Genomic DNA, 15,069 nt, shown 5'->3' with positions numbered 1-15,069 from the left:
TGTGGACGAGGTCGTGAATGCAAAAGAAAGTGGCTGTGCTGCAGTCCAACTATATCCCTTGGAAAGGGTATTTCGACCTGATCGGAAGCGTCGATGCGTTCATTCTGTTCGATGATGTCCAGTACACGCGCCGAGACTGGCGTAACCGCAATAAAATCAAGACGGCGCAAGGCGAGCACTGGCTGACCATCCCGGTGAAGAACAAGGGGCGTTACGCGCAGTTGATCAATGAAGTGGAGGTCAGCGAGCCCGGCTGGGCGGCGGCGCACTGGCGCACCATCGAGATGAACTATCGTCGCGCGGCCTGTTTCCAGCAAATGGAAGGGCCGATCAGGACCCTGTTCGAGCAGGCTGCAATGCTTACGAATCTGTCGCGTATCAACCACCTGTTCATTGCTGGTCTGTGCCCGCTGCTGGATATCCACACGCCGCTGTACCGCGCTGAGGAACTGGGGCAGGCAACCGGCAAGAACGAGCGTCTGATTCAGCTGTGCCAAGCCGTTGGCGGAACCCATTACCTGTCGGGGCCGGCGGCCAGTTGTTACCTGGACGAGGCGGCGTTTGCCGCTGTCGGCCTGGGGTTGTCGTACATGAGTTATGACGGCTATCCCGAGTACCCGCAACTTTTCGGCGAGTTCCAGCACGCGCTGAGTGTCATCGACCTGTTGTTCAACACCGGCGCCGACGCGCCTGCCTTCCTGGAGCGGCGACCATGAGCACGACCATTCTGCGAGAAGTTGAGCAATATTATTCCTCGCGCATACGCGAGCATGGCGCCACTCCGGAAGGGGTTGACTGGAACGGTAGCACTTCCCAACACCTGCGATTCGAACAGCTGCTGAAGCTGGTCCCGCAACAGGAGTGGCAGCAGGGTTTCAGCCTTGTCGACGTTGGCTGTGGCTACGGGGCATTGCTTGACTGGCTGTACGAGCGCGGTGCTGTGGTGGACTATCACGGTTATGACTTGTCGCCGGAAATGATCGCATCGGCTCGCGCCAAGCACGATGCACATCAATCCGTCCGTTTCGAAGTTGCCGAGCAGCCCACCCGCACGGCGGATTACGCGGTGGCCAGCGGCATCTTCAACGTGTCGCAACAAACCCCGCGTGAAGCCTGGGAAGGCTACATTGCCGAGGTGCTTCGCAGCATGGACGCGTGTTCGGTCAAAGGCTTTGCATTCAACTGCCTGACCAGCTACTCCGACACGCCATTCATGCGCGACTACCTGTATTACGGTGACCCCTGCTACTACTTTGATCTGTGCAAAAGAACCTACTCCAGGCAGGTGGCACTCTTGCATGACTATGGCTTGTACGAATTCACCCTGCTCGTGCGCAAGGCCTCGTGACTTAGCGTCCGACTTCCCTGTTTCCTGGAGATATCCATGCTCAAGAAAGGCTCAACTTCCGTTACCCAGTCCAGCGACAGCCAGCTCGAGGCGCGTGAACAGCTCTGGCAATCTTTTGCCAATGCGCCGCTCGATGACGCCGAAAAGGAGCGTAATCTCGGCCTGTTCATCCGCTCGGCTTCCCTGGCACGCATGCTGGCAATTTCCGACCTGTATCGCGAGATTGTTTCGCTGCCTGGCTCGGTGCTGGACTTCGGTACCTGGCGTGGCCAGAACGCGGTGCTCTGCGAGAACCTGCGCGCCATCTTCGAGCCCTTCAACAAGCAGCGCCGGGTGGCGGCGTTCGATACGTTCGCCGGCTACAAGTCGCATGCCAGCGACAGCAAGGTAACCAACGAGCACTTCCAGGACGGTTGCTACGACACCGGCAATGGTTACGCCGATTACCTGCGTCATCTGCTGGCCGTGCATGAAAGCATCAATGCGCTTCCACAGGTGTCCAGCGGACATCAGGTGGTCGAGGGCGATATCAAGGATACCCTGCCACGTTTCATCGAAGAAAATCGCAATCTGCTGGTGGCGCTGGCGTTCTTCGACATGAACTTGGAGGGGCCGACTCGCTTTGCCCTGGAACAGATACTGCCGCGCTGCTTGCCTGGGTCGCAGTTGGTGTTCTTCCAGTTGCAGCGTGATTTCCTGCCGGGCGAGGGTTACGCCTATGTCGCCGAAGTGTTGGGCAAAGTACGTCACGAGATCAAGCGCTCGCAGACTTACCCGTCCCTGTGCATCGTCAAGTTGCTGTAAGGGGGACTTGCGATGTTCCTGATCATTGGTAACGGCATGGTTGGCCTGGCGATCGCTGCGGGCCTTTCCCGTTCGGTTCCGGCCGAGCGCATTACGGTAGTAGGCCCCATGGCGCGGCCCCACAGCGCCTCGATGGCAGCAGCTGCCATGCTCAACTCGTTCGCCGAGCTGGAGCCGGGAGCGCTCGACAAACCGCGTGATCGCCTCAAGTTCGAGCTGAGCCAGGCTTCGGCGCGGTTGTGGGGCGCGTTCGTCGAAGAATTCGAGATACCCGCCGAGTATTATCGGCTGGGTACTGTACTGGTCAACAACAACGCCTCCAACCAGTTTGAAGACCAGGCGTTCGATGCCATTGCCGGCTACCTGGAAGCCTTCGCCGAACCATACGAGCGGGTCGAGCCGACGATCGAGCCAGCGTACGCACCGGCTTCGGGCTATCGCAGCCGCAATGCGTTATTCCTGCCCCGGGAGGGTGTGGTCAACCCGGATGGGGTCATCCAGGCTTTGCAAGCGACACTATCACGGCGCGGTGTGCGCTTTGTCGAGGGGGTGGTGGAGTCGCTGGACAAGGTTGGTGGGCGGACCTGCGCGGCGCGCCTTACCGACGGCCGGGTGCTCTCGGCAGAGCGATTGGTCCTGGCCAATGGCAGCATGGCCACCCGGCTATGGGGCGAGGACGACTGCATTCGGGTGATCAACGGCGTCGGCGCAACCGTGGTGTTGAAGAACCAGGGGATCCAGGGGCGTTATGTGCTGCGTACACCCAACCGTGGCGGCGCCTGTGGTATCTACCATGCACCTTACCAGAACGATCTCTTCGTGGTCGGCGCGACCAACCTGATCACCACGGTTGACGAACAGGTACCACGCGCGGAATCGGTGGCCGCCTTGATCAATGGTGCGATCAACCAGGTCAACCAGATGCACCGTGCCAGCGGCTTTGTGCGGTACAACTTCGGCTATCGCCCGGTGAGCCTCGACGGTTATCCGGTGATTGGCCAGCTCAACGACAATACTTTCATCGCTACCGGCACGCGCCGGGATGGCTACCACTTCGCGCCCTGGTTGGCTGACAACCTTGCGGCGCTGCTACAGGACTGGCGGCTCTCGTCGCAGGCAGGCGCATATTTCGAGTACACCCGGCCACGGCGGCGCGCAGTGCTCGACCAATCGGTCGAAGAGTGCTGCCGCAAATATGCAGCAGTTAAATGTTCGGCGCTCTCCCAGCATGGCTATGACGCGGGTCATACCGATGCTGACCAGGCCATGGAACGCTACTACTACCAGCGCGCCCACGATTTCTTTACTCGAAACGGCCTGGAGCAGGCGGTGTCGGTGGAGTTTCTCGATGCGCTGATCGGTGGCTACCTGTCACTTGGCGATTTCACCTGAGGCACTTGCCGGAGAAGACGAACGTGAGCAAACAGGTTATTCCCTTCAACAAACCTTTTGTCGTCGGCAAGGAGCTGTTCTATATCGCCCAAGCGGTGATGAATGGCGGTATAGCAGGCGACGGCCAGTTTACCCAGGCATGCCAGCAATGGCTGGAAGACAATCTGGGTTGCCCGAAGGCGCTGCTTGCCCATTCTTGCACGGCGGCGCTGGAAATGGCGGCGATTCTGGCTGATGTCGGGCCAGGGGATGAAGTCATCATGCCTTCGTTCACTTTCGTATCCACCGCCAATGCCTTCGTGTTGCGCGGTGCGGTGCCGGTGTTCGTGGATATTCGTCCCGACAGCCTCAACCTTGATGAGCGCCTGGTTGAAGCCGCGATCACCGAGAAAACCAAGGCGGTCGTAGCTGTGCATTATGCCGGGCAGCCATGTGACATGGATGCGCTGCTGCGTATCTGCAACCGGCATGGCCTGATGCTCATCGAAGATGCCGCTCAGGCTATTCTAGCCCGGGAAAAGACGCGGGCGCTTGGCACCATCGGCCACCTCGGTTGCCTGAGTTTTCATGAGACCAAGAACGTCATCAGTGGTGAGGGCGGAGCGTTACTGATCAACGACCCGAATTTGATCGAGCGCGCAGAGATAATCTGGCAGAAGGGTACCAACCGCAAGGCATTCGCCCGAGGCGAAGTCAGCAAGTACACCTGGGTCGATGTCGGTTCTTCTTTTCTTCCCAGCGAGCTGACTGCCGCTTTCCTCTATGCCCAGCTGGAGCAGGGAGAAAGCATCAACGCTCATCGACGTGGGTTGTACGAGGCCTACTACAACCAGTTGCAGGCACTGGAGGCCGATGGTTGTTTTCTGCTGCCGCGCACACCAGGAGGGCGGCCTGCCAACGCGCACATCTTCTACCTGCTGATGCGCAGCAACCACGAGCGCAGCGAACTGATCCGCTTCCTGCGCGAGCGTGATATCCATGCAGTGTTCCACTATGTTCCGCTGCACGATTCGCCCGCCGGTCTGCGCTATTCGCGTAGCGTCGGTGAAATGTCGGTGACCTGTGATGTAGCCCAGCGCCTGGTGCGCTTGCCGCTTTATTCGGACATGACCGCTCGGCAGGTTGCCCAGGTATGTGCCGCAATCACTCAATTCTTTGCCGAGTCCCGCATCGCCTGAGGCGGGCTTGCCCCTGTATTTCTGATTCTGGAGTTTCCAAGCGATGTCCTATTCTGCCGGGGGTGACGCCCACTTGCTCGACCAGGCGGCGCTGATGCGCCTGCGGTTGATGTATGCCAAGCCGGAGCATCCGTATTACATCCTGGCTCCGGACTATCGGGAAACCTCCTCGGGCGTCGCTTCACTGCATTACCTTTGCCACATGCTCAATCTCAACGGGCGCGAGGCCTACATCTGCGGTGGCCAGGCGGTCAACCCGAACCTCAAGACGCCGTTGCTGGATCCACTGACACAGAAGCGTCATCAGGAGCAAGGCAAGATCCCCATCGCTGTCTATCCGGAAGTAGTGGTAGGTAATCCGCTTGGCTGCGACGTGGTGGCGCGTTTTCTATTGAATTTCGAGGGTTTCCTGACCGGCAAGAGCATGCAGGCAGCGGGTAGTGACCTGTTGTTCTATTCCGGCGCCCTGATCGCTGCGCGGCATGGCTATCCGGATGGCGATTTGTTGTGCCTGCCGACTATCGATGTCGAGCTTTTCAGTGCACCGCCACCGGGCACCTTGCGTGATGGTAAGTATCTCTACCAGAACCGCCATCCCCTGGAGCAGATCGACTATTCGCAGTTGCCCGCAGACATTCGCCTGCTCAGCATGGCCAACGCCTTGACGCTACCTGAATTGGCCGTGCTGCTGCGCAAGGCCGAAGTGCTCTATACCCATGAATGGTCGATGACTTGTGTGATCGCCGTGCTGTGCGGCTGTCCGGTTATCTTCATTCCGGGACATGGAATTGATCAGCAATTTCTTGAAGACAGCTTCATCGGCAGCCATGGTTTCGCGATGCTCGATCAGCCAGATGCGCTCGGGCGTGCCAGGGCCGGGCTCGACGGTGCCTTGCAACGTTATGTCCAGAGAACGGCGCCTTTCTGGCCGCAGCTGGAGGGATTCATCGCCAAGACTCAATTCGCCGCCCGGCGTGAGGCGGCCGGCAACAGCAACGGCATGCTCGGTTGGCTGCGCCAGCGTTACCCGCTGCCGCAGCAGTTGCAGTTGATGCAGGAGCGCCTGGTGGGACCCGCTGCGCCGTCAATCGCCGTGCTGGTGCTGGACCGTGATGATCCTGACGCCTTGGCGCGCACCCTCGGCAGCCTGGACGATGTGTTGTACCAGCGCATCCAGGTATGCGTGCTGGGGGCGCAGGAGCCGCGTCGGCCGAATGTGCAGTGGTTGCCGGCTGACGCCCAGGCGCCGCTGGCCGCCATCAATGGCGTACTTGCAAGCAGCCCGTGCGATTGGTGCATGGTGGTCGATGCGGGTGAAGAGTTCACAGCCAGTGGCCTGTTGGTTACGGCCCTCGACTTGGCACAGGCGCCAGCTACCTGCCTGGCGGTTTTTGCCGACGAGGCGGTTCGGGGTGCCGATGGTGCGGTCGAAGGCCGCCTGCGTCCCGATCTCAACCTGGATTTGCTACTGGGGCACCCGGCCGCGTTGTCGCGGCATTGGTTGTATGACACTCGCATGCTCTTGCAGCAGGGTGGCTTCGACCCGGCCGCCGGGCGCGCATTCGAGCTGGCTTACCAGTTGCGACTGATTGCCGACCACGGCTTGGGGGTGGTGGGGCACATCAGCGAGCCGTTGTTGATCGCCAACCGACCTGAAGTGATGACTTGCCCCGAAGAGCGCGCCGTGATCCGCGCGCATTTGCTGGAACGCGGCTACCCCAATGCGCAGGTCCTACCGATGGTGCAGGCACCGAACCGGTATGAGATCGACTATGGGCATTCGCGGCCAACCCCGGTAACTGTCCTGATTTATATCGACGGTGATCTTGCGCAGTTGCAGCGTTGCGTCGAGCAGTTGCTGGAAAACATCACGATCGTCGAACACGAAGTGTTGCTGATCGAGCCCGGCAATGATGATCCGCTGCTGCTGCAGTGGTTGGAGATGCTGAGCGAGGTGGGCCGCGGGCGTATCCAGGTGTTGCGTTTCATGCCAGGGCAGACACGGGCCGCCATGTGCAACGCTGCTGCGCAGGAAGCCCAGGGCGAATTTCTGGTCTGGCTGAATGCGGCTGTGATCGTCAGCGATGGCGAATGGCTGTCGGCCTTGCTCAAGCATGCGCAGCGCCCTGAGGTGGGCGCTGTGGGCGGTATGCTGTCGAGCGTCGACGGTGTGGTTCAGCAGGCGGGCCTGGTCCTTGGCCAAGGGGGGAGCGTGGGCCCGGCCTTTGCTGGGCGAGTGCTTGGCGAGGAAGGTGAATTGGCGGCGCTGGTAACCGAGCGCAATGGTGCGGCCGTGGGCGATTGCTGCCTGATGGTCCGACGGGCAGATTTCCTCGAACTCGGTGGCTTCACCGTCGACCCGTTGCTGGCGCCCTGGACTGAAGTGGACCTGTGCTTGCGCCTGCAGCAAGCCGGTTACCTGAATGTCTGGACACCGCATGCCAGGCTGCAGCTGGAGGCGACACCTGCGGCTGCGGTTAGCGCAGAACAGGAAGAGGCGCTGTATGCTCGCTGGTTGCCACAATTGGTCAGTGATCCCTCTTACAACGCCAACCTCTCGCTGCTCACCGGCCACAGCCATGTGCGGCAGGACAACGGCCTGTGTTGGCGCCCCTTGCAAGGCATCGTGCCGACGGTGCTGGCGTTTGCCGCCGACCAACAGGCGGCCGGGTGCACGCGTGTGATCCAGCCGCTCATGGCGTTGCGCAACGCTGGCTCGATCGATGGTTCGGTGACCACCGGGGTGCTCACCCTGGTGGATATTCAACGCTACGCACCTTCGAGCATAGTGTTGCAGCGGCCGCTGGCGGACGCAGGATTGCTGACTTTGCGCCGCCTGCGTGCGTTCTCCCAGGCATTCAAGGTGTACGACCTGGATGGCTATATCCCGGAAATGGGCTTCGCCGCAGGCGTGGGCGCCGATGAGTTGCTGCAGCGCCTGAGCTATGGCCTGATGCAGGCGGACCGTGTGGTTGTCGCTGCGCCTGCGTTGGCAGAGCTGCTGCAAGGTCAGCATGATGATGTCCGTTTGCTTGAAAATGCGCTGCCTGTCTCCTGGGGGCAGCTGCAAGGGTTGCGTCGTGTGGCGGAGAGGCCGCGTCTGGGTTGGGTCGCCAACAAGGATGTCGAACTGCTGGCCGAGGTGGTACCAGCACTGGCCCACGAGGTCGATTGGGTGGTCCTGGGCGACTGCCCACAGGCATTGCGGCCTTTCGTCCGCGAAAACCATCCCCAGGCTTCCGCCGAGCGTCTGGGCAGCAGCCTTGCGGCTTTGAACCTGGACTTGGCGCTGGTACCCATGGCCGACACCCTGGGCAACGCCTGCTCTGGCGACCTCCGAGTGCTGCAGCACGCTGCCTGTGCACACCCGGTCATTTGTAGCCGGGTTGCTGGTTTTGCCGGCGCGGACACCCTGCCTTTGTCGAGAGTGGAAAACCAGGCGAGTGACTGGTTGCGGGCTATCCGTTTGCACCTGGAGGACCGGGATGCGTCGGCTGCGCTAGGGGACGCCTTGCAGCAAACCGTGCGCTCGCACTGGTTGCTTGAAGGCGAGCGCCTGGAAACCTGGCGGCGGGCCTGGCTGGCCTGAGTGCTAGAGGCAAGGCCAGGAGCCCGTGCAAAGCAGGGGCCTGGCCAAGCTCGGGCCGACAAGGCGGCATGGGAAGACATTGATCATGTCGCGCGATTGGCTGATCGTATAGATAACCGTGACTTGGCAGTCGAAACGTGCATCTCTAAGCTATCGAGTCTGCGGGCAGTCACGTCGTATCTTTACCCGAGGTACCTGACCCCGGCGCGAAAGCCCGCGATTTTTCGCCATATCTATCGGGAAGCCACAATGATTGGCATCAAAAGCATCGCCAGTTACGTACCTGTCGAAGGCGTCGACAATTACGCTCAGGGCGCAAAATTCGACAAGGATAAGGATTTCATCTTCGGCAAGATCGGTTCGACCTTCCTGCCGCGCAAGGATGCGACCCAGGAAACCTCCGACCTGTGCGTCGAGGCGGCCCGGACGTTGTTCGCTGCCAATCCCTCGCTTGACCCGGCGGCCATCGAGGTGGTGATCGTGGTCACCCAGAACGGCGATGCCGAAGGCCTGCCGCATACGGCTGCGATCGTCCAGCACAAGCTGGGGCTGACCACCCAGGTCGCGGCGTTCGATATTTCCCTGGGCTGCTCCGGCTACGTCTATGGCCTGTATGCGATGAAGGGCTTCATGGAGGCGGCGGGCTTGAAGAATGGCCTGCTGATTACCGCCGACCCATATTCGAAGATCGTCGACCCCGAGGATCGCAACACCACCATGTTGTTCGGTGATGCGGCCACCGCGACCTGGATGGGCGAGGATGCAGCCTGGCAACTCGGCAAGTCGCTGTTCGGCAGCGATGGCGCGGGTGCCGAGCACCTGCGCACGACGGACGGCAAATTCTTCATGAATGGCCGTCAGGTCTACAACTTCGCCTTGGTCAAAGTGCCAGCGCACCTGCAGCAATTGCTCGAGGCCAGCCAGTTGCGCGCCGAGGACATCGACCTGTACTGCCTGCATCAGGGCAGCGCGGCGATCGTCGATGCAGTGGCTCAGCGCTTCGATGAGGGCGAGCATCGCGAGAAATTCGTCAAGGACATGGTCGAGACCGGCAACACCGTGTCCTCGAGCATCCCGCTGCTGCTGGAAAAGCACGTGCTCAACTCGCAGCACAAGCGCGTGGCGCTCAGCGGCTTCGGTGTAGGCCTGTCGTGGGGCTCGGCGATCATCGAGCGCAACGGCTGACCGAGCGCTGTGGTCACAAGGAAGCGCGGCCCGTCCCCGGGTCGCGCTTCTTTCGTTTTCAATGATGGATTTCTGGCGTCAAACCCTTGATTTCATTGGGGTGGCAGGATGCCAGTAAAAAAAGTGAGAAATCGCCCTAAAGCAACCCGCCCTGACGACGATAACCATTACGAAGGTTCTCTGTGCCACACCCGGCGAATTGCCAAGGCCGGAAGCCGTAGTACCCAATCCAACGAGGAATTCGTCATGGCTTTGACTGTTAACACCAACACCACCTCTCTGGGCGTTCAGAAAAACCTGAACCGTGCTTCCGATGCTCTGAGCACTTCGATGACCCGTCTGTCCTCCGGCCTGAAAATCAACAGCGCCAAAGACGACGCCGCCGGCCTGCAGATCGCTACCCGCATGACCTCGCAGATCCGTGGTCAGACCATGGCGATCAAAAACGCCAACGACGGTATCTCCATCGCCCAGACCGCTGAAGGCGCGATGCAAGAGCAGACCAACATCCTGCAGCGTATGCGTGAACTGGCCGTTCAGTCGCGAAACGACTCGAACAGCACCAACGACCGCGTCGCACTGGACAAAGAGTTCCAGTCGATGGCTTCGGAACTGACCCGTATCGCCAACAGCACCCAGCTGAACGGCAAGAACCTGCTGGACGGTTCGGCTTCGGTCATGACCTTCCAGGTAGGCTCCAACACCGGTTCGGCCAACCAGATCACCATCGACCTGAGCGCCAAGTTCACCGCTTCCGACCTGGGCGTTACCAGCGCCATCAACATCCAGGGTTCGGACACCACCACCGCCGAAGCCAACTTCAGCGCCGCTGTTTCGGCTATCGATGCCGCTCTGCAGACCATCAACAGCAACCGTGCTGACCTGGGTGCCGCTCAGAACCGTCTGACCAGCACCATCAACAACCTGCAGAACATCAACGAGAACGCCGAAGCTGCCCGTGGCCGTGTACAGGACACCGACTTCGCTGCTGAAACTGCCCAGCTGACCAAGCAGCAGACTCTGCAGCAAGCTTCCACCTCGGTTCTGGCCCAGGCCAACCAGCTGCCGTCGGCAGTACTGAAGCTGCTGGGCTAATCTGCCTGGTTGCTGGCGGGGGAGTGCCTGGCACTTCCCCGCCTTTTCATTGCGAGGTGGTAGACCATGGACATGAGCGTCAAGCTGAACCTGTCTCATGCGGCGGCACGTCCGGCCGAGCAGGGTGCTGAAAAGCCGGTCGTCCGGCCAGCGCAGCCCGATAAGGCAGGCGACGAGAAGAAACACCTGCGCGAGGTCCAGGAAGTGCAGGATGCCGAAAAGGTCAAAAGCGCCGTTGCGGAAATCGAGAGGTTTCTCAAAGCATCGCAGCGCAACCTGGAATTTTCCACGGATGAAGAATCCGGCAAGATAGTCGTCAAGGTCATCGCGACCGACAGCGGTCAGGTCATTCGCCAGTTGCCCTCTGAAGAGGCCCTGCGGATCGCCCGGAGCTTGAGCGATGCCAACAGTGTTCTGTTCGACGCCAAGGCCTGACCGGCGGCGGACACTAATGAAGTAATGCATGTCTGCCCTGCAGGAGCGGGGTGACACGTTGACGAGAGGGACAACAGCATGGCAAGCCCGATTACCTCCAGTACAGGCCTGGGCTCCGGTCTCAACATCACCGAGATCGTGAGCGCGCTGGTCAAGGCCGATACCACTGCCAAGCAGTCGCAAATCACTCGGCAGACCAGCAACAACAGCGCAATGATCTCGGGTATCGGCTCGCTGCGCAGTGCCCTTACCGCGTTCCAGGACGCCATGAAGGCGCTCAACAACAAGGACGCGCCCTCGTTCAACGCCTATGCGGCCACCTCTGCCAACGAAGCGGTGGTCAAGGTCAAGTCGAGCAACTCCGCCGTGGCGGGTAGCTATGACATCGTGGTCGACAAGCTGGCCACCAGTTCGAAAGTGGCCAGCCAGCAGTTTGCCGGCGGTGCGACCAGCGCGATCAGCGCCGGCCAGCTGACCATCAGCCAGGGCGGCAAGACCTACAACCTGGACGTGGCCAGTGGTGCGACCCTGCAAAGTGTGCGCGACCAGATAAACAAGGAAATGAGCGCCAACGGCATCAGCGCCAACATCGTCAACGAGGAAGGTGGTTCGCGCCTGGTGCTCAGCTCGACCACCACCGGCGCCGGCAGCGATATCTCCCTGAGCGGCATTGCCGAGCTGACCATCGACGGCACCACGCAGATGTCGGGTACCGGGGCGGGCTATATCAACGCCCTGGCCCAGGACGCCGAGCTGACCATCGATGGCCTCAAGGTCAAGAGTGCTTCCAATACCGTCGACAATGCCATCAGCGGCATGACCCTCGAGCTGACCGGTGTCAGTGCCAAGCCCAGCGGCGCGACGAGCGGTACTCCTACTGCCGTGAAGGTGGCGGCGGATAACGACGGCTTGAAGAAGTCGGTGCAGAGCTTCGTCGATGCCTACAACACGCTGCAGAAGGCGATCACTTCGCTGACCTCGACCAGCCGTGACGCTGATGACAAGCTGGTGCTTGGCCCGCTTACCAACGACCCCACCACGCGTTCGTTGCTGGGCGACATTCGCAAGGTGTTGAGCGAGGTCGGGGCAGGAGACAACCTGACCACCCTCAGCCAGCTGGGTATCAATACCCAGAAGGACGGCACGCTGGAGTTCAACAGCACCAAGTTCACCTCGGCGATGAACGACAAGAAGCTGGGTGTCGAAGTACAGACGCTGTTTACCGGAACCAACGGTATCTTCGAGCGGATGAACAAGGCCATCGACCCGTACAACAAGACCGATGGCAGCCTTGCCACGCGCAAGGCCAACCTCGACAAGGCGGCTTCGCAGCTGGCCGCCCAGCAGGCAGCCCTGGACCGCCGCACCGAGTCGCTGACCGAGTCGCTGACCAGGCAGTACGTGGCGCTCGACACTGCGCTGGGCAAGATGAAGGCACAAGCCGACCAGATCACTTCGATCTTCGAGGCCATCAACGCCCAGGCCAAGAAGTCCTGATAGCCTGAACCTGCCAAAAGCCCGGCGACGCCCTCCAAGGTGTCCCGGGCTTTTGGCTTTTCCGCTAAAGTTTTTTGACCTCCCGGCGATACACAGGGTACAAGCAACCTTTTCCGCAGCAACGAGGTAGATCCATGAACCCGATGTTGGCCCTTCGGCAGTATCAGAAAGTCAACGGCGTGGCGCAGACATCCGAAGCGAGCCCGCACCGTCTGGTGCAGATGCTCATGCAGGGTGGCCTTGACCGCATGGCGCAGGCCAAGGGCGCCATAGCGCGCAATGACATCGCGCAACGGGGCATTCTCATTGGCAAGGCCATCGACATCATCGGCGGCTTGCGCGAAGGCCTGGACCTGGAAAACCACGCCGACAGCCTGGCCGACCTGGACAGCCTGTACACCTACATGAGCCGTCGGCTGATCGAAGCCAACGCCAAGGGTGACCCCGCCATCATCGATGAGGTGGCGCGCCTGCTGATCACTGTGAAGGAAGGTTGGGACGCAATCGGCGATCAGTCGCCGACGCCCTGACAAGGATTGACATGAGCGAAGTTATCGCCCGAATCGAGCAAACCCGGGAGCTGCTGCTGGCGGCACTGGCCAACCGTGACTGGGAGGCAGTAGGGGAGTTGGACCTGGAGTGCCGCCTGCGCATCAGCGACGTGCTGGCCGAGGCAAAGGGCAACGAGGCCGACATCAGTGCCAGCCTTGAGCAGTTATTGAGCGTTTACCGCCAACTAATTGAAGTTGCAAGTGGTGAGCGTCAATCCCTGGTCGATGAAATGACGAAAATCCGTCAGGCGAAAAACGCCGCGAAGGTATACCATCTGTTCTCGTGACCACAGACGTTGCCAAAAGCCATGCGCCATTAATTTGACTGGCTGGTGATTTTTGACTTTACTAGTGGCTGTTTTCGAATTTCAGACGTCCGAACACTGACCATTCAGTCGGAATGATGTCGAACACGCCCCTGCTGGGCGCCGATATGACTAGGGAAGTTGCTATTGCATGTGGCGTGAAACCAAGATTCTGCTGATCGATGACGACAGCGCACGCCGCCGCGATCTCGCGGTGGTGCTTAACTTCCTGGGTGAAGAAAACCTCGCTTGCTCCAGCCATGACTGGCAGCAAATGGTCGAGCCGTTGTCTTCGAGTCGTGAAGTGCTGTGCGTGCTCATCGGTGCTGTGAATGCTCCGGGCAATCTCCTTGGGCTCGTTAAGACAGTGGCAGGGTGGGATGAGTTCCTTCCCGTTCTGCTTTTAGGTGAAATTTCTTCTGCAGAGCTGCCGGAAGACCTTCGCCGCCGGGTGCTTTCCAATCTGGAAATGCCGCCAAGCTACAGCCAGTTGCTGGATTCGCTGCACCGTGCCCAGGTCTACCGCGAGATGTACGACCAGGCGCGCGAACGCGGTCGCCAGCGCGAACCGAACCTGTTCCGCAGCCTGGTCGGCACCAGCCGTGCCATCCAGCATGTGCGGCAGATGATGCAGCAGGTAGCCGATACCGATGCCAGCGTGCTGATCCTCGGCGAGTCCGGCACCGGCAAGGAAGTGGTGGCGCGCAACCTTCACTACCACTCCAAGCGCCGCGAAGCGCCGTTCGTGCCGGTCAACTGCGGGGCGATCCCGGCCGAGCTGCTGGAAAGCGAACTGTTCGGCCACGAGAAGGGCGCCTTTACCGGGGCCATCACCAGCCGTGCCGGGCGTTTCGAATTGGCCAACGGCGGTACCCTGTTCCTCGACGAAATCGGCGACATGCCGTTGCCGATGCAGGTCAAGCTGTTGCGCGTACTGCAGGAGCGTACATTCGAACGAGTGGGTAGCAACAAGACCCAGAGCATCGATGTGCGCATCATCGCCGCGACCCACAAGAACCTCGAAACCATGATCGAGGAGGGCACGTTCCGCGAAGACCTGTACTATCGCCTCAACGTGTTCCCCATCGAGATGGCGCCGCTGCGTGAGCGGGTGGAGGACATCCCGCTGCTGATGAACGAGCTGATCTCGCGCATGGAACACGAGAAGCGTGGTTCCATCCGTTTCAACTCTGCCGCGATCATGTCGCTGTGTCGGCATGGCTGGCCGGGTAACGTGCGTGAGCTGGCCAACCTGGTCGAGCGCATGGCGATCATGCATCCATATGGGGTGATCGGCGTATCCGAGCTGCCGAAGAAATTCCGTTACGTGGATGACGAAGACGAGCAGATGGTCGACAGCCTGCGCAGCGACCTCGAAGAGCGCGTCGCCATCAATGGCCATACGCCGAACTTCAACAACCATGCGATGCTGCCCCCTGAAGGCCTGGACCTGAAGGACTACCTCGGCAGCCTGGAGCAGGGGCTGATCCAGCAGGCCCTGGACGACGCCAACGGTATCGTCGCGCGTGCCGCTGAGCGGTTGCGCATTCGTCGCACTACCCTGGTCGAGAAAATGCGCAAGTACGGCATGAGCCGCCAGGGTGGCGAGGAGCAGGCGGAGGACTGACGCCTGACGGTCGCCTGTACCGGCCTCTTCGCGGGTACAGGCGGCACAAAGCCACAGCTTCGG

The 15,069-nt window shown here is 60.5% G+C and carries 13 protein-coding genes; all 13 read left to right on the top strand.

The features are described 5' to 3' along the window. Positions 1-17: 17 nt before the first annotated feature. The 13 genes from ACLEJP_RS17685 to fleQ all read left to right on the top strand — a co-directional run bounded on the left by ACLEJP_RS17685 (position 18) and on the right by fleQ (position 15,006). Entirely contained in the window at positions 18-716 is a 699-nt protein-coding gene (locus tag ACLEJP_RS17685) for a WbqC family protein (protein ID WP_440808423.1), read from the top strand. Next, on the top strand, positions 713-1,348 hold the full coding sequence (locus ACLEJP_RS17680; RefSeq protein WP_440808421.1) for a class I SAM-dependent methyltransferase: 636 nt from the start codon (positions 713-715) through the stop codon (positions 1,346-1,348). Before ACLEJP_RS17685 ends, ACLEJP_RS17680 begins: the two co-directional genes overlap by 4 nt. A gap of 36 nt (positions 1,349-1,384) precedes the next feature. Next, a complete protein-coding gene (locus ACLEJP_RS17675) occupies positions 1,385-2,152 on the top strand; it encodes a dTDP-6-deoxy-L-hexose 3-O-methyltransferase (RefSeq protein ID WP_440808419.1) in 768 nt (255 codons plus the stop codon). A gap of 12 nt (positions 2,153-2,164) precedes the next feature. Next, positions 2,165-3,544, top strand: coding sequence for an NAD(P)/FAD-dependent oxidoreductase (locus tag ACLEJP_RS17670; protein WP_440808416.1), 1,380 nt, complete (start codon positions 2,165-2,167; stop codon positions 3,542-3,544). Between the two features lie 23 nt (positions 3,545-3,567). Continuing rightward, the gene (gene rffA / locus ACLEJP_RS17665; protein ID WP_440808414.1) at positions 3,568-4,722 is read left to right on the top strand and encodes a dTDP-4-amino-4,6-dideoxygalactose transaminase; all 1,155 of its coding nucleotides are present in this window, start codon (positions 3,568-3,570) and stop codon (positions 4,720-4,722) included. A gap of 43 nt (positions 4,723-4,765) precedes the next feature. Then, on the top strand, positions 4,766-8,311 hold the full coding sequence (locus ACLEJP_RS17660; RefSeq protein ID WP_440808411.1) for a glycosyltransferase: 3,546 nt from the start codon (positions 4,766-4,768) through the stop codon (positions 8,309-8,311). A gap of 249 nt (positions 8,312-8,560) precedes the next feature. Continuing rightward, complete coding sequence (locus ACLEJP_RS17655) at positions 8,561-9,496, top strand: ketoacyl-ACP synthase III (protein ID WP_440808409.1); 936 nt, start codon at positions 8,561-8,563, stop codon at positions 9,494-9,496. Positions 9,497-9,742: 246 nt separating this feature from the next. Beyond that, positions 9,743-10,591 carry a flagellin domain-containing protein gene (locus ACLEJP_RS17650; RefSeq protein WP_289130941.1) on the top strand — a complete coding sequence of 283 codons (849 nt, stop codon included), beginning with the start codon at positions 9,743-9,745 and terminating at the stop codon, positions 10,589-10,591. A gap of 66 nt (positions 10,592-10,657) precedes the next feature. Continuing rightward, positions 10,658-11,026, top strand: a complete 369-nt coding sequence (locus tag ACLEJP_RS17645) for a flagellar protein FlaG (RefSeq protein ID WP_440808406.1) — start codon at positions 10,658-10,660, stop codon at positions 11,024-11,026. Between the two features lie 78 nt (positions 11,027-11,104). Next, positions 11,105-12,523 carry a flagellar filament capping protein FliD gene (gene fliD / locus ACLEJP_RS17640; RefSeq protein WP_289130939.1) on the top strand — a complete coding sequence of 473 codons (1,419 nt, stop codon included), beginning with the start codon at positions 11,105-11,107 and terminating at the stop codon, positions 12,521-12,523. 134 nt (positions 12,524-12,657) lie between these two features. Then, positions 12,658-13,053, top strand: a complete 396-nt coding sequence (gene fliS, locus ACLEJP_RS17635; protein ID WP_440808403.1) for a flagellar export chaperone FliS — start codon at positions 12,658-12,660, stop codon at positions 13,051-13,053. Positions 13,054-13,064: 11 nt separating this feature from the next. Then, positions 13,065-13,361 carry a flagellar protein FliT gene (fliT, locus tag ACLEJP_RS17630; RefSeq protein ID WP_440808400.1) on the top strand — a complete coding sequence of 99 codons (297 nt, stop codon included), beginning with the start codon at positions 13,065-13,067 and terminating at the stop codon, positions 13,359-13,361. Positions 13,362-13,530: 169 nt separating this feature from the next. Beyond that, entirely contained in the window at positions 13,531-15,006 is a 1,476-nt protein-coding gene (fleQ, locus tag ACLEJP_RS17625) for a transcriptional regulator FleQ (protein WP_440808397.1), read from the top strand. Positions 15,007-15,069: the final 63 nt, after the last annotated feature.

This window comes from Pseudomonas sp. SMV7 (assembly GCF_052041995.1).
GTDB lineage: Bacteria > Pseudomonadota > Gammaproteobacteria > Pseudomonadales > Pseudomonadaceae > Aquipseudomonas.
This window is presented reverse-complemented; position numbering and strand designations above follow the sequence as displayed.

Bases quoted from the DNA above. Each gene is read 5' to 3' on its own strand.
- ACLEJP_RS17685 (WP_440808423.1), top strand. From the start codon at position 18: ATGCAAAAGAAAGTGGCTGTGCTGCAGTCCAACTATATCCCTTGGAAA.
- ACLEJP_RS17680 (WP_440808421.1), top strand. From the start codon at position 713: ATGAGCACGACCATTCTGCGAGAAGTTGAGCAATATTATTCCTCGCGC.
- ACLEJP_RS17675 (WP_440808419.1), top strand. From the start codon at position 1,385: ATGCTCAAGAAAGGCTCAACTTCCGTTACCCAGTCCAGCGACAGCCAG.
- ACLEJP_RS17670 (WP_440808416.1), top strand. From the start codon at position 2,165: ATGTTCCTGATCATTGGTAACGGCATGGTTGGCCTGGCGATCGCTGCG.
- ACLEJP_RS17660 (WP_440808411.1), top strand. From the start codon at position 4,766: ATGTCCTATTCTGCCGGGGGTGACGCCCACTTGCTCGACCAGGCGGCG.
- ACLEJP_RS17655 (WP_440808409.1), top strand. From the start codon at position 8,561: ATGATTGGCATCAAAAGCATCGCCAGTTACGTACCTGTCGAAGGCGTC.
- ACLEJP_RS17650 (WP_289130941.1), top strand. From the start codon at position 9,743: ATGGCTTTGACTGTTAACACCAACACCACCTCTCTGGGCGTTCAGAAA.
- ACLEJP_RS17645 (WP_440808406.1), top strand. From the start codon at position 10,658: ATGGACATGAGCGTCAAGCTGAACCTGTCTCATGCGGCGGCACGTCCG.
- fliD (WP_289130939.1), top strand. From the start codon at position 11,105: ATGGCAAGCCCGATTACCTCCAGTACAGGCCTGGGCTCCGGTCTCAAC.
- fliS (WP_440808403.1), top strand. From the start codon at position 12,658: ATGAACCCGATGTTGGCCCTTCGGCAGTATCAGAAAGTCAACGGCGTG.
- fliT (WP_440808400.1), top strand. From the start codon at position 13,065: ATGAGCGAAGTTATCGCCCGAATCGAGCAAACCCGGGAGCTGCTGCTG.
- fleQ (WP_440808397.1), top strand. From the start codon at position 13,531: ATGTGGCGTGAAACCAAGATTCTGCTGATCGATGACGACAGCGCACGC.